19 protein-coding genes and 1 tRNA gene are annotated in these 23,902 nt (G+C 62.0%); 15 read left to right on the top strand and 5 right to left on the bottom strand.

Annotation, left to right across the window (positions count from 1 at the left end; genetic code table 11):
* Window positions 1-28: 28 nt before the first annotated feature.
* Window positions 29-982 carry a LysR family transcriptional regulator gene (locus AB7535_RS34950; RefSeq protein WP_354113467.1) on the bottom strand — a complete coding sequence of 318 codons (954 nt, stop codon included), beginning with the start codon at window positions 980-982 and terminating at the stop codon, window positions 29-31.
* 722 nt (window positions 983-1,704) lie between these two features.
* On the opposite strand from AB7535_RS34950, the gene AB7535_RS34955 reads away from it, so the two are divergent.
* Window positions 1,705-6,342 (top strand): hypothetical protein, encoded by a 4,638-nt coding sequence (locus tag AB7535_RS34955; protein ID WP_354113468.1) that lies wholly within the window; start codon window positions 1,705-1,707, stop codon window positions 6,340-6,342.
* Between the two features lie 148 nt (window positions 6,343-6,490).
* On the opposite strand, the gene AB7535_RS34960 is transcribed toward AB7535_RS34955, so the two are convergent.
* Window positions 6,491-6,580 (bottom strand) — tRNA-Ser (locus AB7535_RS34960).
* A 237-nt stretch (window positions 6,581-6,817) separates the two neighbouring features.
* On the opposite strand from AB7535_RS34960, the gene AB7535_RS34965 reads away from it, so the two are divergent.
* Complete coding sequence (locus tag AB7535_RS34965; protein ID WP_354113469.1) at window positions 6,818-7,681, top strand: alpha/beta fold hydrolase; 864 nt, start codon at window positions 6,818-6,820, stop codon at window positions 7,679-7,681.
* Window positions 7,682-7,850: 169 nt separating this feature from the next.
* Here AB7535_RS34965 and AB7535_RS34970 read toward each other — a convergent pair whose 3' ends face one another.
* Window positions 7,851-8,984, bottom strand: a complete 1,134-nt coding sequence (locus AB7535_RS34970) for an ROK family protein (protein WP_354113470.1) — start codon at window positions 8,982-8,984, stop codon at window positions 7,851-7,853.
* 331 nt (window positions 8,985-9,315) lie between these two features.
* Here AB7535_RS34970 and rplU point away from each other — a divergent pair, with 331 nt between their 5' ends.
* The 3 genes from rplU (at window position 9,316) to AB7535_RS34985 (ending at window position 10,809) form a co-directional block, all read left to right on the top strand.
* Complete coding sequence (gene rplU / locus AB7535_RS34975) at window positions 9,316-9,705, top strand: 50S ribosomal protein L21 (protein ID WP_028149982.1); 390 nt, start codon at window positions 9,316-9,318, stop codon at window positions 9,703-9,705.
* 97 nt (window positions 9,706-9,802) lie between these two features.
* On the top strand, window positions 9,803-10,072 hold the full coding sequence (gene rpmA / locus AB7535_RS34980) for a 50S ribosomal protein L27 (RefSeq protein ID WP_011083253.1): 270 nt from the start codon (window positions 9,803-9,805) through the stop codon (window positions 10,070-10,072).
* A 143-nt stretch (window positions 10,073-10,215) separates the two neighbouring features.
* Window positions 10,216-10,809, top strand: coding sequence for a GNAT family N-acetyltransferase (locus AB7535_RS34985; protein ID WP_354113471.1), 594 nt, complete (start codon window positions 10,216-10,218; stop codon window positions 10,807-10,809).
* Window positions 10,810-10,886: 77 nt separating this feature from the next.
* Here the strand turns inward: AB7535_RS34985 and AB7535_RS34990 are convergent, their stop codons facing one another.
* On the bottom strand, window positions 10,887-11,801 hold the full coding sequence (locus AB7535_RS34990; protein ID WP_041960617.1) for a DMT family transporter: 915 nt from the start codon (window positions 11,799-11,801) through the stop codon (window positions 10,887-10,889).
* A gap of 118 nt (window positions 11,802-11,919) precedes the next feature.
* Here AB7535_RS34990 and AB7535_RS34995 point away from each other — a divergent pair, with 118 nt between their 5' ends.
* From AB7535_RS34995 to AB7535_RS35005, 3 genes are all read left to right on the top strand, one after another.
* Window positions 11,920-12,402 carry a MaoC family dehydratase gene (locus AB7535_RS34995; RefSeq protein ID WP_208083940.1) on the top strand — a complete coding sequence of 161 codons (483 nt, stop codon included), beginning with the start codon at window positions 11,920-11,922 and terminating at the stop codon, window positions 12,400-12,402.
* An 85-nt stretch (window positions 12,403-12,487) separates the two neighbouring features.
* Complete coding sequence (obgE, locus tag AB7535_RS35000; protein WP_063980437.1) at window positions 12,488-13,528, top strand: GTPase ObgE; 1,041 nt, start codon at window positions 12,488-12,490, stop codon at window positions 13,526-13,528.
* Between the two features lie 256 nt (window positions 13,529-13,784).
* Window positions 13,785-15,419 carry an alkaline phosphatase family protein gene (locus AB7535_RS35005; RefSeq protein ID WP_354113472.1) on the top strand — a complete coding sequence of 545 codons (1,635 nt, stop codon included), beginning with the start codon at window positions 13,785-13,787 and terminating at the stop codon, window positions 15,417-15,419.
* 133 nt (window positions 15,420-15,552) lie between these two features.
* On the opposite strand, the gene AB7535_RS35010 is transcribed toward AB7535_RS35005, so the two are convergent.
* A complete protein-coding gene (locus AB7535_RS35010) occupies window positions 15,553-16,518 on the bottom strand; it encodes a Bug family tripartite tricarboxylate transporter substrate binding protein (protein WP_354113473.1) in 966 nt (321 codons plus the stop codon).
* 195 nt (window positions 16,519-16,713) lie between these two features.
* Between AB7535_RS35010 and proB the strand changes: the two genes are divergently transcribed.
* The 7 genes from proB to AB7535_RS35045 all read left to right on the top strand — a co-directional run bounded on the left by proB (window position 16,714) and on the right by AB7535_RS35045 (window position 23,808).
* Window positions 16,714-17,835, top strand: coding sequence for a glutamate 5-kinase (gene proB / locus AB7535_RS35015; RefSeq protein WP_028149988.1), 1,122 nt, complete (start codon window positions 16,714-16,716; stop codon window positions 17,833-17,835).
* A gap of 146 nt (window positions 17,836-17,981) precedes the next feature.
* Window positions 17,982-19,277, top strand: a complete 1,296-nt coding sequence (locus AB7535_RS35020; protein WP_166054188.1) for a glutamate-5-semialdehyde dehydrogenase — start codon at window positions 17,982-17,984, stop codon at window positions 19,275-19,277.
* Window positions 19,278-19,300: 23 nt separating this feature from the next.
* Entirely contained in the window at window positions 19,301-19,945 is a 645-nt protein-coding gene (locus AB7535_RS35025) for a nicotinate-nucleotide adenylyltransferase (RefSeq protein WP_354113474.1), read from the top strand.
* A gap of 208 nt (window positions 19,946-20,153) precedes the next feature.
* Window positions 20,154-20,510, top strand: coding sequence for a ribosome silencing factor (gene rsfS, locus AB7535_RS35030; protein ID WP_014490594.1), 357 nt, complete (start codon window positions 20,154-20,156; stop codon window positions 20,508-20,510).
* Window positions 20,511-20,603: 93 nt separating this feature from the next.
* Window positions 20,604-21,086, top strand: a complete 483-nt coding sequence (rlmH, locus tag AB7535_RS35035; protein WP_014490595.1) for a 23S rRNA (pseudouridine(1915)-N(3))-methyltransferase RlmH — start codon at window positions 20,604-20,606, stop codon at window positions 21,084-21,086.
* 32 nt (window positions 21,087-21,118) lie between these two features.
* A complete protein-coding gene (locus AB7535_RS35040) occupies window positions 21,119-22,456 on the top strand; it encodes a murein hydrolase activator EnvC family protein (RefSeq protein WP_166054073.1) in 1,338 nt (445 codons plus the stop codon).
* Window positions 22,453-23,808 carry a S41 family peptidase gene (locus tag AB7535_RS35045; RefSeq protein ID WP_014490597.1) on the top strand — a complete coding sequence of 452 codons (1,356 nt, stop codon included), beginning with the start codon at window positions 22,453-22,455 and terminating at the stop codon, window positions 23,806-23,808. Before AB7535_RS35040 ends, AB7535_RS35045 begins: the two co-directional genes overlap by 4 nt.
* Window positions 23,809-23,902 lie beyond the last annotated feature (94 nt).

A 23,902-nucleotide genomic window follows, 5' to 3' on the forward strand; every position in this document is an offset into this window, starting at 1 on the left:
CGATGGCTGGCCTCTCGCACGAGCGATGCTAGCTTCTGCCGCGCACGACCGTCAGCCGGTCGGAGACACCGCCTGTGGTGAGACGCGCATCATCATGGGTCCGCAAATGCTCCACCAGCAGCTTCGTCACCGAAGGCAGCGACTTGTAATCGCGCACGCCGATGACCAGGTCGCGGCGCGCCCAGGACTCGTCGAGCGGGACGGTGACAAGACTGTCGACGCCGTAGCGGTCGCGAACGATCTCCAGCGGCACGATGCCGACCCCCATCCTGGCATCGACGACGCGAAACAGCGCATCGAAGCTGCTGACGCGGATGCGCACCTTGAGGTGCTGCCCGAGAGCCGCGGCGGCCCGGACACACAGCGTCTCGATCGAACTGCCCTTCTCCAGGCTGACGAAATCGAAATCGACCAGCTCGCGGAAGCGAACGCTGTTGCGGCCCGCCAGCGGGTGGTCGCGCGTGACCAGCGCGACCAGGCTGTCGCTGCGATAGGACAGCAACTCCAGATCCTGTCCGTCGATGTTGCCGCCGAAAATGCCGATGTCGGCCCGGTTCTCCACCACCGCGCGCACGATCGCGGGGCTGAGATCCTCCTCGATGTCGATGTGGACCAGCGGATGCCGTTCCAGGAACAGGCTGAGCTCGTCGGCGAGCGCTTCGAGGATCGCGGACTTGTTGGCACAGATCCGGATCAACCCGCGCTTGCCCTGCCGGTATCCCGTCAGCTCGCTCTCGAGCTTGCTCAGGTTTCCCAGGATGATGCGGGCATGCTCGAGCAGGGCGAAGCCGGCAGGTGTCGGCTCGATCCCTTTCGAATGGCGATGCAGCAGCTCGACCTGGAACAAATCCTCGATATCCGAGACGCGGCGGCTGACCGCGGACGCGGCGATGTTCTTCTTCTCCGCCGCCTTCGCGATACTCTGCTCCTCGACGATCGCCACGAAGAGCTGCAGCGTGAGGAGGTCGATTTTGGCGGTCATCCGTCGGGTCCTCGGGCCGGTCGTCACGAGGGGGCAGTATAGCTGCTTTTCGGATCGCAGCAGCGACCGGTGGCCCCGCTCCGCGCGCGGCTTTCGTAGCCGGACAACAAAAATGTCGAAAACAACCCCATGCACAGTAGCCGGCGACTGCCGGCGCGGCCTCCGCTGCGGCCAAGGAAGCATCTGATGCGACGGGCAAAATTCGGAGAACGACGCACGCCGGGTGGTGATGGGTCTGAATCGACGCTGGAGCACGTAATTGCCGACACCGTCACTTGGCTTCCGGAGGTCGGGAGGTTAGCGGCGATTATAGCGTCGGCGAGTTTCGGACGACGTCGCGCGTCATTTGACCCGTCGGGCAAAACACCGGCATGATGCCATCATTGCAAATCGCGTCATCAACAGGAACGCTGCCCAGCCGATTGAAGCGAACGCTGCGGGGGCTCGTCCCGCTCGATGGGTTTATATGCCACAGATGCGAGCTCCGCGGTATCTGATCAGACCGCCTGGATGTTGCCGCGCTTTGTATTCAGATCGGTCGAATATTCGGAAACCGGCGTCACAATCCCGTAAGCACAGGTGCTCGCGAACTATATCGCCGACGGCGCAGCTACCCAACGAATGCTGGCAGATAGTCCGAGCGTGGCATCCTGAGGTGGCCCGACGAGAAACGGAGAATACGTCTTGGTTTTGCTAAGGTTGCTTGCCCCGAGAGAATCGGGATGATTCCTCGCGTCGATCCAAACCGGAAGCACCAAGCTTTGACCATTCCCGACATCAATTTTCGTAATATCCGCAAGCACCGGAGCTCCCAAAACGATGGATTTGAGGAGCTTACCCGCCAATTGGTGCTTGCAGAGCCCCCCCAAAACTATGCGTCGATCGAAAATCGCGGGCCTGGAGCCGATGGTGGGGTCGAATTGCTGGTTCGATTTCCCGATGGGCGTCTCTGGGGTTGGCAAAGCAAATATTTCCCCGATTCATTTGGAGCTTCTGAGGTCGCCCAGCTCAAAAAATCGTTCAGCGCAGCGTTGGCGAATTTCCCCGAATTGGACCGCTATTATGTTGCCGTTCCCCGAAATTTTTCCGGGCATGCCGAGGGGGACAAAGATACTCAAACTAAAAACTGGGGCGGCTTTAAGAAATGGTGCGGCGCTGAAGCTGCTAAGCTCGGTCGATCCGTTTCAATTGAACTCTGGGATGAGACCTATTTCGTAAACAGGCTACAACGCCATGATGCGATCTATGCTGGTATGCGCCTTTATTGGTTTGACAACCAGGCTCTAGATATTGAGTGGTTTGGACAACGCCTAGCTAGATCATTTGCTTATATCGGCAGACGGTACCGTCCTGACGATCACGTGGAAGTTGGGATAGCCGACACAATCCGTGTCCTGAAGCGAGAGGCGAACTCCGAAAAGCGCTTCCGGGATGTCTCGCGAAAAGTGGCTGACGCGATAACCATACTTCAGTCGCTCGTAAGAACGGCCGGTGACATTGGTACTCTCAAGCAGAATTGCGGCAGCCTATTGGAGCGCCTTAAGGAACTTCACGGCGCTTTTGCCGATTGCGACTACGAGGACCTATATGCCCACCGACTTACGGAAACTTTGAAAACACTCAAAGCGATCAAAAATGAAGACCCGTCATATCGATCCGTGATCGGCGCGCAATGGGAGCGAACCGAGAAAACAGATCAGGAGACGGGCAAGAAGATTTCGACAAATGTACATTCTAGAGATATCCGAAGTGAAATAAAGGAAATCGCCGAGAAGATTGAGGAAGCCGCCTCTGAATTCTCGCCGTCTGAAATTGAACTGCTAAAGTGTCCCATCCTGCTTGTGGCTGGAGACGCAGGTGTTGGAAAATCCCACCTCCTAGCCAACGAAGTGGAAACCCACATAGGAAATGGCAATCCCGCGTTGTTCGTACCCGCGCGGGTTCTCGATCACGGTGACAGACCCGAACAGGATTTGTTACAATACCTAGACATCGGCGATCTCAGATTCGAGACATTCTTAGCTGCACTGCATGCCGCCGCACTGGCGAGCGGCAGTTCGGCCCTCTTTGTCATCGACGGCATAAATGAGAGCTTGTTTGCCCGAGGATGGGAAAGCGGGCTACCGAGCCTCATTACACAGATCAAGAAATTCAACCGTATCGCACTCTGTGTTTCTATTCGCTCTTCCTACCGAGAACTCTGCATCCGGCCTGGGCTAAATATAGCGCAGATTTCACATCATGGATTTAGAGGTCACTTGGGTGAGGCGGCAAAGGAATATCTCGATAGGAATGGTATCGAGCGCCCATCGGCTCCCATATTTGGCTTGAATGAAATTCTTTATAATCCGCTGTTTCTGTCGACGGCGGTAGATTTTATGAAGGCGACGGGTCAAGTGTCGTTCCCGCGCGGCATGGACTCCATTGCGACATTAATATCGTTCTGGCTTGGTGCAGTTGAACAAAATCTGATTACGAAGGGGTTTGACCGCATCTCGCTGAACGACGAAAAAATTCCGCAAATAATGCGAAGGCTATCATCAGAAATGTCGACTACCGGGAGCGAATACGTTGCGTTTGAGTTCGCCCACAAGATTTGCGAAGAAGTAGTCGACCTCGCACCTCCAGCAAAGCAGAGCGATCGGCTTTTGCCACGCCTTATAGATGAAGGGCTGCTGCTAGATTTTCCTTCTAACGATTCAGATACCGGGAAGCGCGTATCGTTTGGATTTCAGAAATTCAGTGATTATTTCATCTCCGACGCAATCATTCGCGATTGCAGAACTCCTGCAGTTCTTGCCAATGAGCTCAAAAGCGAAGGGAAATACGCTTACCTATTCTCTACGGACCGATACCGTGAGTTCGCTGGGCCACGCGTTGCCCTTCTCGCACTTACCCCCGCCCGACTCGGGCAAGAGCTGCCGTTGCTCGAAGAAAATTTCTTTGAGAGTATTCGCGTCTCAGTTGACGAGTTTACCTCATCTCTTTTGTGGCGACAAAGCCAAGACATTTCAGAGCAAACAGTAGAACTATTAGAGCGACAGCGTCGAAGGGAAAGAAAAGACGGTCCGCTGATCGATGATTCCAGCTGGTTTGACCTACTCCTAGAATTGGCCCCACTTTCCAACTGCTTGCTTAACGCGTCCTATTTGAAAAAGGACCTTGCATCATTGCCACTCGGAGAACGGGACGCCAAATGGTCGGTCTATTTGGTTGGGAAAACCGAGACGTACGATGACGACTGGTCTACCATACAGCAACTGATTGACTGGGCCTGGGTTGCACCAAAATCCGAGATCGAGGCGGAGAAGATTCATCAGGTGGCGATCGCGCTTGCTCTGATGACCTCGACCATGGATAGAGAACTTCGAGACTGCGCGACCAAGGCTTTAGCCAGCCTACTCGTTAAATTTCCTTATGAGATCTCGCTAGCGATAGACGAGTTTGCCGAATGGGACGATCCCTATGTCCGCGAGCGCGTCTTGGCTGCCGCGGCAACCGGCGTCATCTACTGCGATGACATTGGTGTTCTGAAAGCTGCCGCTCTCGCGGCCGACAGAATGGTTTTCGCGAAACGTCCCGTGGAGCGCCATGCTTGGACGAGACGCTACGCACAAATCATCGTCAATCACGCCGCCTTTAACAAAGTTGGCATTGATGACGAACTGATATTGCGGTCCGCTCCGCCTTATTCGTCGGAGTTCATATCCGATTGGCCGACTTTGGAACAAATCGCACCCCACCGAGAAAACGCGAGCTCGATCTTCAGCTCCGTCGTCGGATTCATCGGTGAGAACTTTGATGGGAAAGCGCCCATGATGGCCGGGGACTTCGGCCGCTATACCATGGGCGGGATTGACCGCTTTTCCGAGGTTGTTCGCGGTGAACGACCTCCATCATCTCGTAAGGACGAAATACAAAAACTTTGGAGCAAGGTTGTAGCGCTCGGCACAGATGCCCAAGACAGCCTTGTCGAGCTCAACCGAATAGCTCAGTTGCAGAGAAGCGTCAGGCTCTCCAAACTCACAGAATCTATCCGTAGACGCGATAGTCGCTCGACAGACATAGATACCGATGAAGAAATTACTGAGGAAGCACTCGAAGAGCTTTGTTCGGAAGCTACAAGATCGCTCTTGGCATTGTTACCCAATGAAATGAAAGAAGAATACAAGCGCCTTCGACCGCTAGACAGGTTTCGGGAGGATGGCATCCCGATGTTTCCGCTTCTGAAAGGCCAATGTTGGGTATTTAATAGAACGTTGGAGCTCGGATGGCAGCAATCGCTGCACGAGGAAATCGAGAGAAAGCGCCTGCATTATTCTCATGACAGGCACAGCCACCAGGTCGAAAGAATTGGCAAAAAGTACCAGCACATCGCGTTCGGCGAGCTAATCGGCTATCTCGCCGATCATCATTGGTATGTGGATTGGGACAAGTATCCCGCCATCTTAACCTGCCTTGAGGATTTCGAACGTGCCGATATCGATGCGACGTATCTGAGCGGCGCATTTAGCAAGCCCGCTGACACGTATTCTCCGGGAGCAATACGCGTACCCGAAATGACCTTTATTCCGGACAGTCCCGAAAGCAACTTGGCCTGGACAAGAACGTTGGATGATATTCCGGATCCCGCGCAATTTCTCATTCAATCTGGCGCAGACGGGTACCAGTGGTGTTTGCAACACAGCTTTTGCAGAAGCACAGATTACATGAATGGCTTCGAGTCAACCGATCCATTCAGAAGCGCTCAGTATGGAATTGAACTCATTCTCGTCGATCTGGCGGAGTTGGAGAAGTTGCGAAACCTGACAACAGAGAAGATCGATCAAGACCATCACGATGTGTTCGAGAACAGTTGGTCCTCGCCCGCCCTCTTTGGCCAGAGGAGCTTTCGGCATGGTGCCCTAGTGTCGGCTCTTTCTCTGCCGTACCGCGCAGCTGATTTTAAATTTGCGCGCATAGTTGAGCGATGCTCTCCCAAATATAGTGAGTACGATCGAAGCGGCGTCTCAGACGAGTCGGAGTTCTCCACGCCACATCCAGCGCTGCTCGCAGAATTGAAGCTTGGTCCGAAGAATGGATGGTCCAAGTTCTTTGTGACCGTTAACGGAGAACCGGCGTTTTCTGACAATCCATCGCTCCTCGCAGGCGTTACGGTTATCCGGCAGGACCTCATCGAAGAGTTTGCCAGGAACCACAGTTTCAAGGTTGTTTGGCGGGTGTGGGTCGAAAAAGATGGAGGCTTAGGAACCAACCACGGCATCGGGAGACACCGGCAATTCGCGCGCAACGACTTTATTGGGTTCTTCTTTGAAGACGACGGGAAATGGCAAGGTAAATTGATCCCGTTTCGTAGCTAGCTGATCAGCTTTTGGATGGCAAAGGAACTGCCGCGGGTTGCTTAGCAGGGGCGAAAGCTCCCCCTCGTAAGCCGCCCCCATAACGAGCTTATCTACTTTGACAACTTGGCGAGACGGACCGTCACTTCGTCCGGTCATCGTCAAATTATGGCGGAGAGGGAGGGATTCGAACCCCCGATAGGCTTGCACCTATGCCGCATTTCGAGTGCGGTGCATTCAACCACTCTGCCACCTCTCCTGAAGGCGCCATGGTAGGAGCAGGGCCCCTGTGGTTGGGGGCGTTAATAGGCGAGGATGGCGGGCCAGACAAGGCGCGAAAGGGGAAAATCCGCTGCCTCTTTCAGCCGCTGCCCTGGAGCTGTTTCCGGTCCGATGAATCGGAACGGGGCCCTAGATTCTTGTTTTGACCCGTTTTCTTGACGCGAACCGGTGCCCACTTCGCTCGAAAACGCTCTCACCGCCGGGAGGAACTGCCGTGGAGCACCTGACGATCAAGGCCAATGGCGCCGATTTCCACCTGGTTCGCGCTGGACAGGGCAAACCGCTGCTTTTGCTGCATGGTTGGCCGGAATTCTGGCTGACCTGGGAGCCGGTGATATCCAGGCTTTCGGACCGGTTCATGCTGATCGCGCCCGATCTGCGCGGCTTCGGCGACAGCGACAAGCCGGACGGGCCTTTTGGGCCGGATGGCCATGCGGACGACATGCTGGCGCTGATGGACGGGCTCGGCATCGACCGATTCGCCGTGGTCGGCCACGATGTCGGCGGCGCCGTGATGCAGCCTTTGGCCCGGAAGGCGCCCGAGCGGCTCGCGGGGCTGTTCTTCTTCGATTTCGTCTATCCCGGGATCGGGCCGCGCATGGCGGCGCCGGATAGACTCAACCACATCTGGTACCAGTCCTTCCACCAGATGGAGATTGCGCCGGCGCTGGTCGGCGCAAGCCGCGAGAGCTGCCGGCTCTATATCGGTCACTTCCTCAAAGGTTGGGCGCATCGGAAGAACGCCTTCGATGACGTCCTCGACGCCTTCGCCGACAACTTCTTCAGGGAAGGCAATCTCGCCGGCGGGTTTGCGCATTATCGCGCCTCGCATGCCGGGCGGGTCGCGATGATGAAGGGCGAAGCCCCGCAGCTGGCACCGATCAACGTGCCGACCTGCGTGCGCTGGGCCGAGCACGACCCGCTGTTTCCCTATGCCTGGACCGACCGGCTGGGCGCGACGTTTGGCGATCTCGATCTTGCGATGTTTCCTGGCGTCGGCCACTTCCCGCATCGGGAAGATCCGGATCGCGCGGCCGCGGAGATCGCGGCGTTCTTTCAGCGGATCGGCTGGAGCTGAAGACAGGGGTGGGACCGCCAGACGCGGTAAACACTGGCGGTCCCGTGCCGCTCATTGAAATACTGGCTGGGAAGGGCGGCTTCGCCGGCCAGGGTGAGGCGACGATTCGACCCTAGCGAGTGTCCTGTGCGCCGCAACGCAATCCGTCCCTTAACCTAACCAGTCAAGGTTACTCCTTGTCCGCCTTACTCTTTTTCTTGCCGTTCTCAGTCAAATCCCGGTCTTTTCCGTTGCCGTTCTCCTTGCGGCGGTTGGTGAAGCGGGCATTGCCGAGCCCGGTGCCGATGGTGAGCACGCCCCAGCGATCGACGTCCTGCATGAACGGCACCTCGGAGAGGCCCTGAACCACGCCGTCATTGTGCATCAGGATCGCGGTGTCGTGCTCGCCGATCGCGGGGATGCCCTCGATCAGGCTCGCCGGCAGGTTGAACTTGCTGCTCTCCCAATTGCCCGGCAGGTTCTGCGCGCCCTTTTCGATCGAGCCGTCCGCGTTGATCACGCCGGGACAGGCGATGCCGATGAAGGGCGCGAGCTTGTAGCCGTCTTTCTCGGCCTCGGTGATCAGCCCCTTCAGCATCTTGATGAGCCGCTTCACCGCACCCTCGCGGGTCGGCTCGTCGTCGGCATGACGCCACAGCTCGGATTTCACGACCTTGGCCTTCGAGAGGTCCTTGGCCTTCTTCCAGCCGGTCTCCACCAGGCCGCAGCGGATGTTGGTGCCGCCGATGTCGACGGCGAGGATGCTGTCATGGGCCTCGAAAATCCATGACGGCGCCAGATGCAGCGCGCCTATCAGGCCCGCTTCATCGGGATGGGCGCGGATCGGCACCATGTCGATCTTGAAATCCTCGGCCTTGAGGATGATCCCGGTGCGCGCGATCGCGAGCTCGCCGAGCCGTGAATCGCGGAAGCCGCCGCCGACGACGATGCGCTCGGTCTTCGCCCAGGCCTTGCTCTTGAGGAAGCGACGGGTGACGTAAGCGAGCTCCTGGGCAAAGTCCTCGATGGCGCTATGCACCACAGCCCAGGCCTCGGTGTCATCGCCGATCAGGATGGCGTCCAGCGTCTTCTTGCTGATCTCATCCGATGGCTCCTTGCCGAACGGGTCTTCGCCGCTCTTGCGCAGCGGCTTGCGCCAGCGCTCGAGGATTTCGCGGAACGCGCCCTTGCTGGCGCGGTCGCCGAGGAAACCGTCCTCGTCCTTCATCTCGATGTTGAAGCTGTCGATGTCCACCGACGGCAGCCGCGCCGCGCCGTGGGCGGCGATGCCCGTCGTCGTCTTGACCAGTTCGTCCGTTGCCATGAAAGCCCTGCCCGGTTACCTGTTCCGGCCGGGACAACGGCGCGGGAACCCGTTGGTTGCAGCGCCGACCGAGATTCGATTCGGGGCCGGCCGACGGCCCAAATCCTTCAAATCCGGGCCGTTTCCGGTGGTTTTCCTTGACTTGCGGCGTCCGGCGGCTATAAGTCCCACAACCGGCGCGGGGCGTTTCTCGCGCCGCTTGTTTTTGCGTGGGTTTTCAAAGGGATAACTCCCACCCGCACAAAACGCACATAAACCCATAGCGACTGACAAAAAGCCGGCCCGGACGATTCTCGTCGCGAGGCCGGGATTTGAACACGGAGAAAAAACGATGTTCGCAGTCATCAAAACCGGCGGCAAGCAATACCGCGTCGTGCCGGATGATGTTCTCGAAGTAGGCAAGATCGAAGGCGAAGTCGGCTCGATCATACAGCTGAATGAAGTGCTGGTGCTCGGCGGTGATACGCCGGTCCTGGGCGTCCCGACGGTCGCAGGCGCGTCCGTTGCGGTCGAGGTGCTCGACCACAAGCGCGGGCCCAAGGTCATCGCGTTCAAGAAGCGCCGCCGCAAGAATTCGCGCCGCAAGCGCGGCTATCGCGACGAGATCACGGTCCTCCGTATCTCCGAGATCCTGACGGACGGCGCCAAGCCCACCAAGGGCCCGCGTCCGAAGCGGGAGAAGGTCGCCAAGGAAGAGGCGAAGGAAGAAGCCGCCGCATAATTTGATCACGCGCAATCACGAATTGATGCGTGAGAAATTGTGAAATGATTCCGTCAAGGAATTGATCTAGAAATACGCAGGATTTTGGAGACGAGCCATGGCTCACAAAAAAGCAGGCGGATCATCGCGCAACGGTCGCGATTCGAAGGGCAAGCGCCTCGGCATCAAGGCGTTCGGCGGCGAAGTCGTGATTCCCGGCAACATCATTGCGCGTCAGCGCGGCACCACCTGGCATCCCGGCCTTAATGTCGGCATGGGCACGGACCACACTCTGTTCGCCAAGATCGAGGGTCGCGTCACGTTCCAAGCCAAAGCCAACGGCCGCACATTCGTATCGGTACTCCCGATCGCCGAGGCGGCTGAATAGACGGTGGACCAAATTTGGAGTCCGCCGGGTCCTTGACCGAACCGGCGGAGTCCACGAGACGGCTCCAGGGGAGGCAGGGAAACCGGCCTCCCCTTTCGTTTGACTTGCTCACTTTTCACTTAGTGACTTTGACGGAGCCGGACATGTTGCAGGATTTCTCGAGCGTGACCTTGCGGGAGGCGAGACCGAGCGTCGTCGCCACCGAGCGGCTGACGTTGCGGCGCCCGACTCTCGCCGACGTCAGGACCATCGCCCACCTCGCCAACGACCGCCGTGTCGCGGAAAACACCCGTCGCCTTCCACATCCCTATTCGCAGGACGACGCCGTCGAATTCGTCCGCGCCACCGCCGCGCTCGGCAGCGAGACCGTGTTCCTGATCGAGCACGACACCGGGCCCGTCGGCATGGTCGGCATCGACCGCTCCACGCTCGACAATGCCGAGCTCGGCTACTGGCTCGGCGTCGAGCATTGGGGCCAGGGCTTTGCCACCGAGGCCGCGCGCGGCGCGATCGACTTCTTCTTCGAGGAGTTCGAGGACGATCATCTCTATGCGGGTGCGCGCGTCACCAATCCGGCCTCGCGCAACGTGCTGGAGAAGTGCGGCTTCCAGTGGAGCGGCGTCCAGCTTCATCGCTTCCTCGCGCTGGGCTCGTCCACGCCGGTCGATTGCTTCCGCCTGTCACGCGGCGTGTGGTCGTCGCTGAAGAGCTGGAGCAGTGCGAGACGGATGAGGTAGGGCGCGCGGCCACATACACTGCTGTCGTCCCGGGGCGCGACAAAGTCGCGAGCCCGGGACGACAGCGTGGTTGTTGCCTACGCCGGCGGATTCACCTCGTTGCTCGGGCGGCCGAGATCGCGTTCGCGCAAGTAAATGTAGAACCCGGCGCCGATGATGATGGCGGCGCCGATGATGGTGGCAATCGACGGCACGTCGCCGAACACGACGAAGCCGAAGATCACGGCCCAGACGATCATCGAATATTGATAGGGCACCACGACGCTCGCCGGTGCCAGCTTGAGCGAGCGGTTGACGCAGAACAGCGCCGTCACCGAGACGCAACCCGCCAGCGCGAAGATCGCGAGGCTGCCCGGTGTCGGCGGCACCCAGTGGAATGCCGACAGCACGGCACCCAGCGAGAACGTGCCGATGAATTGCGACGACGCCATCACGATGTCGGGCGTCTTGCGCAGGCTGCGCGTGATCAGCATCAGGGTCGCGAACGACAGGCTGCCGCCGAGCGCGATCAGCGCCGGCAGGCTGACCGTCTGCGCCGACGGCCGCAACGCGATCAGCACGCCGCAGAAGCCGATCAGGATCGCCGTCCAGCGCCGCCAGCCGACCTTCTCGCCCAGAAAGATCGCCGACATCGCGGTGACGAAGATGGGGCCGGCGAGATAATAGGTGATGACGTCGGCGAGCGGCAGATAGACCGTCGCGAGGAAGAAGGCGGCCACTTCCAGCGTCGACAGCACGACGCGAAACAGCTGCAGGCGCGGCCGCTCCAGATGCAGGAACTGGTGACGCTGCCGCCAGACCAGCGGCGACAGCAGCAGCAGCGCCGCGCAGGCGCGCAGGAACAAGAGCTGCCCCACCGAATAGGTCCCGACCAGGAACTTGCCCATGGCGTCGCCGAACGAGAACATGAAGATCGACAGCACCATCAGCGCAATGCCGGCCAGGCGTGCGGAGCGGTCATCATAGGCGGAGAGATTCTTGAAGAAGGGCATTGGCGCCGTTTTAATCACGTGGGCGCGCCGGACAAGCCCGCATCTGCCGATTGAACGGATTGTCGCACTCTTCGCGGCGCGATAGCGATAGATGCCTCCCCAACTAGAGAGCATGGACATGACCGACTTCGACCCGACCCGGCATCGCATGATCCCCGCGCAACGCTGGTTTGAGGATTTCGTGGTCGGCGAGCGCTTCGTACTGCCGAGCCGCACCCAGACCTCGGCGGTGTTCGCCGCCTTCCAGACCGCGAGCGGCGACACCCATCCCGTGCATTACGACGTGGAATATTGCCGCAGCCGCGGCATGCCGCACCTGCTCGCCCACGGCTTCCAGACCTTGATCCACACGGCGCCCGGCGCAGGCCTGTTTCCGTTCATGGTCGAGGACTCCCTGGTCGGCTTCCTCGAACAATCGAGCCGGTTCCTCAAACCGGTGTTCGCCGACGACACCATCTATCCGGCGCTCGAGGTCACGGAGCTGGTGCCGGGTCGCACGACCGGCGCGGTGACGCTCAAAAGCACCGTATTCAACCAGCGCAAGGAGCTGGTGCTGGAGGGGACGCAGAAATTCCTGATCCGGAGACGGCCTGCAGGTTAAGCACGGGGCCAAATTCGCGGAAATTCGGCCGATTCAGGGATAAGTCCGGGTTGCCGCGCGGGACCGCCTGCCCTACCTATGGCCCATGAAATTCCTCGACGAAGCAAAGGTCTATATCCGCTCCGGTGACGGCGGGAACGGCTGCGTGGCGTTCCGCCGCGAGAAGTTCATCGAATTCGGCGGTCCTTCCGGCGGCAATGGCGGCCGCGGCGGCAACGTGGTCATCGAGGTCGCCGACGGCCTCAACACGCTGATCGACTACCGCTACCAGCAGCATTTCAAGGCCCAGAAGGGCGAGAACGGTTCGGGCTCGGACCGTCACGGCGCCAACGGCAAGGCGATCGTGCTGAAGGTCCCCGTGGGCACGCAGATCTTCGACGAGGATCGCGAGACCCTGATCCACGACTTCACTGATGTCGGCGAGAAGTTCGTGCTGGCCGAGGGCGGCAATGGCGGCTTCGGGAATGCGCATTTCAAGTCCTCGACCAACCGCGCGCCGCGCAACGCCAATCCCGGCCAGCCCGGCGAGGAGCGCTGGATCTGGCTGCGGCTGAAACTGATCGCGGATGCCGGCCTGGTCGGTCTGCCCAATGCCGGCAAGTCGACTTTCCTCTCCAAGGTCAGCGCGGCCAAGCCGAAGATCGCCGATTATCCCTTCACCACGCTGCATCCGCAGCTCGGCGTCGTGAATTCCGACGGCCGCGAATTCGTGCTGGCGGACATTCCCGGTCTGATCGAAGGCGCGCATGAAGGCGCCGGCCTCGGCGACCGCTTCCTCGGCCATGTCGAGCGCTGCCGCGTGCTGCTGCATCTCGTCGATGCGACCTGCGAGCACGCGGGCAAGGCCTACAAGACGGTGCGCAATGAGCTCAACGCCTATGGCGGGCTGCTCACCGACAAGATCGAGATCGTCGCGCTGAACAAGATCGACGCGGTCGGGCCGGACGAGTTGAAGAAGCAGAAGGACCGGCTGAAACGCGCCGCCAAGAAGACACCGCTGCTGCTCTCCGGCATCACCGGCGACGGCGTGAAGGAAGCGTTGCGCGCGCTTGTCGAAGTGATCGGCGAGGCCCCGGTATCGGCCAAGGCGAAGAGCGCGGCCGAAGCGGAGCCGTGGTCGGCCTGATCTCTCTCCCCACGGTCGTCCCCGCCTAGTGCGCAATTGCGCACGGGGAGCGGGGACCCATACCGCGTGATCTTTCGATTGCGGATGGTTGTAGTACCGAACAACGAGCCTTCGCAAAACTACGTCTTGGGGTTATGGGTCCCTGCTTTCGCAGGGACGACAGCGGAGTGCGCGGCCGCGGGCACCCGCATCGCGGCTTGTCATCACGACCGCGATAGCGCAGCATTAAAAAATCAAGAAACGGCAGGGGCGAAGCATGGCGCGCGCGAAGAACGTTCTCTGGATCATGTGCGACCAGCTTCGCTACGACTATCTCGGCTGCACCGGCCATCCCACGCTGAAAACGCCCAACATCGACGCCATGGCCAAGCGTGGCGTGCTGTTCAGCAAGGCGTATGTGCAGTCGCCGATCTGCGGCCCGTCGCGGATGTCGTTCTACACCGGGCGCTACATGCGCTCGCACGGCTCGCACTGGAACGGCTGGCCGCTGCGCGTCGGCGAGCCCACGCTCGGCGATCACCTCAAGAAGATCGGCGTGCGCAACGTACTGGTCGGCAAGACCCACATGGCGCCCGATCTCGAGGGCATGAAGGCGCTCGGCATCCCGCCGGAATCGATGATCGGCGTGCACGTCGCCGAATGCGGGTTCGAGCCTTATGAGCGTGACGACGGCCTGCATCCGACGGGACGGCCGCGCCCGAAATACGATGAGTACCTGCGCCAGCAAGGTTTTGAAGCGACCAATCCCTGGGAGCATTGGGCGAATTCAGGCGCAGCGGACGACGGCTCCCTGCAGAACGGCTGGCTCCTGGTGCATGCCGACAAGGCCGCGCGCGTGCCGGACGAACACTCTGAGACGCCCTACATGACGCGGCGCGCGATGGACTTCATCAGCGAGGCCGAGACCGACGGCAGGCCGTGGTGCCTGCATCTGTCCTACATCAAGCCGCACTGGCCCTATATCGCGCCAGAGCCCTATGCGAGCATGTATTCGGCGGACGACATGATCCCGGCGATCCGCTCCGAGCGCGAACGCCAGAATCCGCATCCGGTGTTCGGCGCCTACATGGACATGCGCTACTCCCGCAACATGGCGCGCGACGAGGCTCGCGAGAAGGTGATCCCGACCTATATGGGCCTGATCACCCAGATCGACGACCAGATGGGCGTGCTGATGAAGTTTTTGGAGGCGCGCGGCCTGCTGGACAGCACCATGATCGTCTTCACCTCCGATCATGGCGATTATCTCGGCGATCACTGGATGGGCGAGAAGGATCTGTTCCACGAACAGTCAGCGAAGATTCCGTTGATCATCATCGATCCGTCGAAGGAAGCCGACGCCACGCGTGGCACGCGCAGCGACGCGCTGGTGGAAGGCATCGATCTCGCGCCGACCTTCGTCGATTATTTCGGCGGCAAGGTGCCGGGCCACATCCTCGAAGGACGCTCGCTGCTGCCGCTGCTGCGCGGCGAGAGGCCGTCCGACTGGCGCAAGGTCGCATTCTCTGAATACGACTACGCCATGCAGGATGTGCGGCTGAAGCTGAACCAGCCGATCGAACGCTGCCGCCTGTTCATGGTGTTCGACGGCCGCTGGAAATACATCCACGCCTCCGGCTTCCGCCCGATGCTGTATGATCTCGAAACCGATCCGGAGGAATACGTCGATCGCGGCGACGATCCGGAATGCGCCGCGATCATCGCGAGGCTACAGGCCGAGCTGTTCGACTGGGCCCTGCATCCCAACGACCACATCACCACGCCGCGCGAGAAGATCGCGAACTATGCCGACAACCAGCTCCAGGTGAAGGGCGGCATTTTGATCGGCGTCTGGGATGAGGCGGAGCTTGCGTCGATCAAGGACGGGATCGCGCAACGCGCGAAGCTCTAAAACCCTCATGGTGAGGAGGCGCGAAGCGCCGTCTCGAACCATGCAGGCCCCCGCTGCTACAGCCGGGCCTTTCATCCTTCGAGACGCCGCTCCGCGGCTCCTCAGGATGAGGGGATAGAGTAGCGCGCGGCATTCAATTCTCGATCTTGTACCCCGTCGCCTTCACGATCGGCTGCCAGAACGCTGTGTTGGCGGCGAGCTCCTTCGTCAACTCACCCGCGCTGCTGCCGACCGGGATCAGGCCGATCGCGGTGAGCTTCTCCTTCACCTCGGGCTTCGCGAGCGCGGCACTCGCGGCGGCGCCGAGCTTGCTGGCGAAGTCCGGCGGGCTGCCGGCGGGAAGCCACATGCCGTACCAGGCATCCGCGACGAGATCGATGCCGCTCTCCTTCAGCGTCGGAACCTCAGGTGCGAACGGCGAACGTTCCGCGCTCGCGACCGCGATGATCTTCACGCCCTTGGCGCGGTGCTGCGGCAGCGCATCGGCCAATGTCACGATGCCGAACGACAGATGGCCGCCGATGAGATCGTTGAGGATAGGCGCGCTCCCGCGATAGGGCACGCGGCTCAGGGGAATGCCGAGATCTTTCTCCAGTTTCGAGCCGGCGAAATGCGGAATGGTGCCGTTGCTCGGCACGCCGAACGACGTCTTGTCCGGATGCGCCTTCAGCCATGCCACGAATGACTTGAAATCCGTGGCGTCGACCGCCGGGCTGATCACGAGCGCGAATTCGAACCGCGCCAGCAGCGACACCGGCATAAAATCCTTGGCCGTGTCGAAGCTCGGTGTCGTCTCCACCATCGGCAGCAGGTACATGGTCGGCCCGGTCGTCACCAGCACCATGCTGCCGTCGGCACTCGCGCCCTTCACCGCCTTGATGCCGATCAGGCCGTCGCCGCCGGTACGGTTCTCGACCACGATGGTCCGCTGCAGCGCCGGCGCCATCTCCTGCGCGATCAGCCGGCACAGCGTGTCGCCGCCCGCTCCCGCCGCGAACGGGAAGATCATCTTTGTCAGCCCGGCCTGCGCTTGCGATCCGCCCGCCTGCGCCAACAGCGGCAACCCGAGACATCCGGCGATGAAGTTGCGACGATCCATCGGTTTCCTCTTTGAGCCCATTATGGTTGGCGACAATTAGAGCCAGGCGCGTGTCCCGGACAAGCGCCGTTTACCATTTTAGCCGCCTTGCGCCGGCCATCGTCCTGCTGCAAAAGCAGGCCTTAACCGGCGCCGCCTGTCGCTCCGCCGTTTCCGATGCAGAGCAATCCGTCACACGCGCCAACGCATACACACATGGCCAGCCCCGAACTCAGTCAATTCCGCCGCATCGTCGTCAAGGTCGGCTCCGCCCTGCTGGTCGATTCCGACAAGGGCGAGGTGCGCGCCTCCTGGCTCGCCGCGCTCGCCGACGACATGGCCAAGCTGCATCGCGAGGGCCGCGACGTGCTCGTCGTCTCCTCCGGGTCGATCGCGCTCGGCCGCAGCCGGCTGAAATTGCCGCGTGGCCCGCTGAAGCTGGAGGAGAGCCAGGCGGCCGCCGCCGTCGGCCAGATCGCGCTGGCGCGGATCTGGTCGGAGGTGCTCGGCGCCCACGGCATCGGCGCGGGGCAGATCCTGGTCACGCTCCAGGACACCGAGGAGCGCCGCCGCTATCTCAACGCGCGCTCCACCATCGGCAAGCTGCTGGAATGGCGCGCGATCCCCGTCATCAACGAGAACGACACGGTCGCCACCAACGAGATCCGCTACGGCGACAATGACCGCCTCGCCGCGCGCGTCGCCACCATGGCGAGCGCCGATTTGCTGGTGCTGCTGTCCGATATCGACGGGCTCTACGACGCCCCGCCGAAGAACAATCCGAACGCAAAACTCATTCCCGTGGTCGACAGCATCTCCTCCGAGATCGAGGCCGTGGCAGGCGACGCCGAGTCCGAGCTGTCGCGCGGCGGCATGCGCACCAAGGTCGAGGCCGCGAAGATCGCCACGACCGGCGGCACGCATATGCTGATCGCCTCGGGCAAGATCGAGCATCCCCTGCAGGCGATCGCCGACGGCGGCCGCTGCACTTGGTTCCTGACGCCGGCCAACCCCATCACCTCGCGCAAACGGTGGATCGCGGGCACGCTGGAGCCGAAAGGCACGCTGACCATCGATGCCGGCGCGGTGACGGCGCTGCGTGCCGGCGCCAGCCTGCTGCCGGCCGGCGTGATCAAGGTGGAAGGCCAGTTCGCCCGCGGCGATGCGGTGATCGTGCGCGGTCCTGATACCAGCGAGGTCGGCCGCGGCCTGATCGCCTACGATGCCGAGGTCGCCGAGCGGATCAAGGGCCGCTCGTCCCCGGACGTGATGGCGATCCTCGGCATCAGCGGGAGGTCCGAGATGATCCACCGCGACGATCTGGTGGTGGGCGGGTAAGGGCCGCGACGGCCCTTTTCACCGAATTTGCTGGGCCAATGACCCAGCCGGCGCCTCGCCGGAGAGACCAGCCATACCCTCCCGACCCTTCGCAGACGCGGGATTTCCATGCTAGGACACCGCCTTAGCAGAAGGTTGAAGCTCCAATGGCCGCCCCCCTCAAAGCCGTCGACGGCAATGCCGATCTCCAGGCGCTGATGTCCGATCTCGCCGCCCGTGCCCGCGCTGCCGCGCGCGTGCTGGCGCTGGCGCCGCCGGAGCAGAAGAACCGGGCGCTCGAGGCCATGGAGCGGGCGATCCGCGCGAACTCTGCCGCGATCCTTGCCGCCAATGCCGAGGACGTCGCGGAGGCCCGCGCCTCGGGCACCATGATCGCCTCCTTCATCGACCGCCTGACACTGACACCTGCGCGCGTCGAGTCGATGGCCGAGGGCATCGGTATCGTGCGCGGCATCGCCGATCCGATCGGCATCGTCACCGAGAGCTGGCAGCGGCCGAACGGCATGACCATCGAGCGCGTGCGCGTTCCGCTCGGCGTCGTCGGCGTGATCTTCGAGAGCCGGCCGAACGTTGCGGCGGATGCCGGCGTGCTGTGCCTGAAATCCGGCAATGCCGTGATCCTGCGCGGCGGCTCCGACAGTTTTCGTTCGTGCCGCGCGATCCATGAATGTCTCGTCCAGGGCCTGCGTGACGCCGGGCTCCCCGAAGCGGCGATCACGCTGGTGCCGACGCGCGACCGCGCGGCGGTCGGCATGATGCTGTCAGGGTTGAACGGCGCCATCGACGTGATCGTTCCGCGCGGAGGCAAGAGCCTCGTCGCGCGCGTCGAGCAGGAAGCCCGCGTGCCCGTGTTCGCGCATCTCGAAGGCGTCAACCACGTCTATATCGATGCCAGCGCCGACCTCGCCATGGCGAAGTCGATCGTGCTCAACGCCAAGATGCGCCGCACCGGCGTCTGCGGCGCGGCCGAGACGCTGCTGGTCGATCGCGCCGCTGCCGCCAAAAACCTGAAGCCGCTGGTCGAGATGCTGATCGAGGCCGGCTGCGAAGTGCGCGGCGACGACGCCGTGCAGAAGACCGATGCGCGCGTCAAGCCTGCCAGCGAAGACGATTGGGACACCGAATATCTCGACGCGATCATCGCAGCGAAGGTGGTGGACGGTGTCGACGGCGCGATCGCGCATATCCAGAACCACGGCTCGCACCACACCGACGCGATCGTGAGCGCGGACGAGGCTGCCGCGAGGAAATTCCTGAGCGAGGTCGATTCCGCGATCGTGCTGCACAATGCCTCGACGCAGTTCGCCGATGGCGGCGAGTTCGGTTTCGGCGCCGAGATCGGCATCGCCACCGGCCGATTCCACGCCCGTGGTCCTGTTGGCGCCGAGCAGCTCACGAGCTTCAAATATCGCGTCCACGGCACAGGTCAGACGCGGCCGTAAGTCATGTCGCGAGGCGTGGGGCATTGAATAACAATTTCGTCGCGCCACGTTTCTTCGCGCAGGCCATTCCGCCCTACACCGAAGGCATGCGCATCGGCCTGCTCGGCGGCTCGTTCAATCCGCCGCACGAGGCCCATCGTGCCATCAGCCAGTTCGCGCTGAAACGCCTCCGACTCGACCGCGTGTGGTGGCTCGTGACGCCGGGCAATCCGCTCAAGGAGAACGGCACGCTGCATGAGCTCGGCGCGCGCATGCAGGCCGCGCGTGACGTCGCCGACGATCCCAGGATAGAGGTGACCTGTCTCGAATCCGTCATTCGTACCCGCTATACTATCGACACGATCAACACCTTGCGCCGCCGTCTCTCGGGCATGCGCTTTGTCTGGATCATGGGCGCTGACAATCTCGCTCAATTCCATCGTTGGCAACACTGGCGGCGCATCGCCGACCAGGTGCCGATTGCGGTCATCGATCGCCCGCCGCAGAGTTTTCGCGCCCTCGCCTCGCCCGCTGCCCAGGCCCTTGCACGCTACCGCGTGCCCGAGACGGACGCGGCATTGCTGCCGGATCGGCCGGCGCCGGCCTGGGTCTTTCTGACGGGGTTGAAACTGAACCTGTCCTCGACCGGCTTGCGGAACCCGGACGGGAGCTGGAAAGGTCCGAAGTGAGACGGAGTGTGTGGACGTTGTGGGGATTTCAGACTCTCTGGCATATTGAAACCCTTAACCCCACATGATGTAGTGTAACCAGTGAGCGTCGGATTCGGCGTTCGCGATACAGTGAAAGGAATGGTCCCTGACCACATCTGTATTGTCCAAGTCTGTTTTACCCAAGGTAGCGAAACCGGCGCGTAAAACATCGACCAAAGCTGCGGCCTTGAAGGCGCAACCCGACGCCGACAAGACGCTGAGCCTGATCCTCTCCCGCCTCGACGACATGAAGGCGGAAGAGACGGTCACCATCGACCTTCGCGGCAAATCGGCGTACTCCGACTACATGATCGTCACCACCGGCCGGGTGAACCGGCACGTCGGCGCGATCGCGGACAACGTCGCCAAGGGCCTCAAGGAAAACGGCATCAGGAACATCCACGTCGAGGGCTTGCCCAATTGCGACTGGGTGCTGATCGATTCCGGCGATGTGATCGTGCACGTGTTCAGACCCGAGGTCCGCGAGTTCTACAATCTCGAGAGATTGTACACCCAGGGCCCAGGGGCGGCGAAGGCGATCTAGGCTCATCGAGCCGATTTCGAATCGGCTGACGCGCATGCTAGCGTCGTGCGCGCGCATATTGCGCGCGGTCTTGAAACACGACCTGAAGATATCATGCGCGTTGCTGTCATTGCGGTGGGCCGGCTGAAGCAGGGCCCCGAACGGGAGCTTGCCGACCGCTATTTCGAGCGGTTCGACGAAGCCGGCCGCAAGCTCGGATTCCGCGAGCTCACCATCCACGAAATCCCCGAAAGCCGCGCGCGCGACACCGCGACACGGATGGCCGAAGAGGCCGCGGCGATCGGCGCGCACATCCCGGAAAAATCGATCCTGGTGGCGCTGGACGAGCGCGGCCAGAATCTCGACTCCACCGTATTCGCACGGCACCTCGGGCGCTGGCGCGACGAGGGTGCCGGACATACTATCTTCGTGATCGGAGGGGCGGACGGACTTTCGCCCGAATTGCGCCGTAAGGCCAAGCTCGCGATCGCGTTCGGCTCTGCGACCTGGCCGCACCAAATGGTCCGCGTCATGCTTCTGGAACAGCTTTATCGGGCCGCCACCATTCTGGCCGGCCACCCCTATCACCGCGCGTGATGCGCGCACAACGAGCACCTTTGCGTAAAGCGATGCGAGCGCCGATCCTCAACCTGCTGCTGATCGCCGGCGTTACGGGCGCAAGCCTCGCGCAAGCTCAGACGCAAGGTCAGACAATTGCGCCCGCGCCACAGACGGCGGCCGTCTCGCCCGATGCGATCAAGCAGCGCGAGCAGGAGCTCGAGGCCGCCCGCGCGAGGCAGAAGAGCGCCGAGGAAGCGCAGGCCAAGCTCAAGGCCGAAATCACCTCGCTCGGCCAGGACCGCACCCAGCTCAATCAGCAGCTGATCGACACCGCAGCCAATGTGCGGGCCGTCGAGACCAAGATCGACGAAGCCGAAGCGCGGCTGCGCTCGCTCAGCGGCCGCGAGCAGCAGATGCGCACCTCGCTGGAGTCGCGCCGCGCCGACATCGTCGAGGTGCTGGCGGCCCTGCAGCGCGCCGGCCGGCGCACGCCGCCGGCGCTGTTGGTGCGGCCAGAAGATGCGCTGCAATCACTGCGCACCGCCATGCTGCTCGGCGCCGTGGTGCCGGAATTGCGCGGCCGCGCCGAGAAGCTCGCCGGCGACCTCGGCGAGCTCGTGGCCTTGCGCAAGAACATCGCCGCCGAACGCGACCAGCTTGCCACCGACCGCGACAAGGTCCGCAACGACCAGACCCGGCTCACCGCCCTGGTCGACGAGCGGCAGCGTCAGCAGGCGTCGCGTGAAAAAGACCTCGACGCCGAGAACTCGCGCGCCATCGCGCTCTCCAGGCAGGTCGGCGATCTCCAGGGGCTGATCACCAAGATGGAGCAGGATCTGCAGAGCGCCGCCAAGGCCGCCGAGAAGGCGGCCGAGGCCGCCAAGCAGGCCGAGGCCAAGGCGGCCGCCAGCGCCAAGCCCGGTCCGGGCACTTTCAAGGACCGGTCCCGGACCACCCCGGCGATCGCCTTCGCCGCGGCCAAGGGGCTCCTGCCTCTCCCGGTTAACGGTAACAAGATCAGGGATTTTGGCGGTTCCGATGGGGTCGGCGGTGTCCAGAAGGGCATTTCGCTGGCAACCAGGCCCGGCTCCCAGGTCACGACGCCGTGTGATGGCTGGGTTGTCTATTCCGGCCCGTTCCGCAGCTATGGACAACTCTTGATCCTCAACGCCGGGGGCGGGTATCATGTCCTGATCGCCGGGATGGAGCGCATTTCGGTTAACATCGGTCAGTTTGTGCTCACGGGGGAACCGGTCGCGACCATGGGATCGACCTCTCAAGTCGCCTCCATTCTCGCCACGAACGCGAGTCAACCTGTGCTGTATGTCGAGTTCCGTAAGGACGGCACTCCAATCGATCCAGGCCCATGGTGGGCCGCAAATGAAGGCGAGAAGGTTCGCGGATGATGCGCAAGACTTCAGTTATCCTCCTCAGCGCGGCCACCGGTGCTGCGCTGACGCTGTTCGTGACCCAGCCGCGCGCGGTCTTCATGGGCTCCAGCGCGCGAGCCGCAACTGCAGACACCTATCGCCAGCTCAATCTGTTCGGCGATGTGTTCGAGCGCGTGCGCTCGGACTATGTCGAGAAGCCCGATGACACGAAGCTGATCGAATCCGCCATCAGCGGCATGCTCACCGGCCTCGATCCGCATTCGAGCTACATGGACGCCAAGAGCTTCCGCGACATGCAGGTGCAGACCCGCGGTGAGTTCGGCGGTCTCGGCATCGAAGTCACGATGGAGGACGGCCTGATCAAGGTGGTCTCGCCGATCGACGACACCCCCGCTTCGCGCGCCGGCGTCATGGCCAACGACATCATCACCAATCTCGACGACGAAGCCGTGCAGGGCCTTACCCTGAACCAGGCGGTCGAGAAGATGCGCGGTCCGGTCAACACCAAGATCAAGCTCAAGATCATCCGCAAGGGCCAGGACAATCCGATCGACGTCACCCTGGTGCGCGACAACATTCGCGTCCGCTCGGTGCGCGCGCGCATCGAGGCCGACGACATCGCCTATATCCGCATCACCACCTTCAACGAGCAGACCACCGAAGGCCTGAAGCGCGAGGTCGCCAACCTCTCGAATCAGATCGGCGACAAGCTCAAGGGCTACATCATCGACCTCCGCAACAACCCGGGCGGCCTGCTCGAGGAAGCCGTGACAGTCTCCGACTCGTTCCTGGAGAAGGGCGAGATCGTCTCGACCCGTGGCCGCAATGCCGAGGAGACCCAGCGCCGCACCGCGCATGCGGGCGACCTCACCAAGGGCAAGCCTGTTATCGTGCTGGTCAATGGCGGTTCCGCCTCGGCGTCGGAAATCGTCGCCGGCGCGCTACAGGACCACAAGCGCGCGACCATCGTCGGCACGCGCTCGTTCGGCAAGGGCTCGGTGCAGACCATCATTCCGCTCGGCTCGGGCAACGGCGCGCTGCGTCTGACCACGGCGCGCTACTACACGCCGTCGGGCAAGTCGATCCAGGCCAAGGGCATCGTGCCCGACATCGAAGTGCTCCAGGACGTGCCGGACGAGCTGAAGTCGCGCACCGACACCAAGGGCGAGGCTTCGCTGCGCGGCCATCTCAAGAACGACGGCGACGAGAAGACCGGCTCGCAGTCCTACGTCCCGCCGGACGCCAAGGACGACAAGGCGCTCAAGCTCGCGGACGACCTGCTCCACGGCATCAAGAACAGCGCCTCCGCGGCGCCGACGCCGGGCGACAACAAGGCCACGACCGACAAGCCCAAAGCGGCGAACTAAGTCGGCGCGTCACCTCATCTCTCGAAAAGGGCGGCTCCGGGAGCCGCCCTTTTTGCTTGGGGCTCCTGCTACCCCCGGCCTATCCCGGCCTGAC

It is taken from the genome of Bradyrhizobium sp. 956_D2_N1_4 (assembly GCF_052076025.1).
Taxonomy (GTDB): domain Bacteria; phylum Pseudomonadota; class Alphaproteobacteria; order Rhizobiales; family Xanthobacteraceae; genus Bradyrhizobium; species Bradyrhizobium barranii.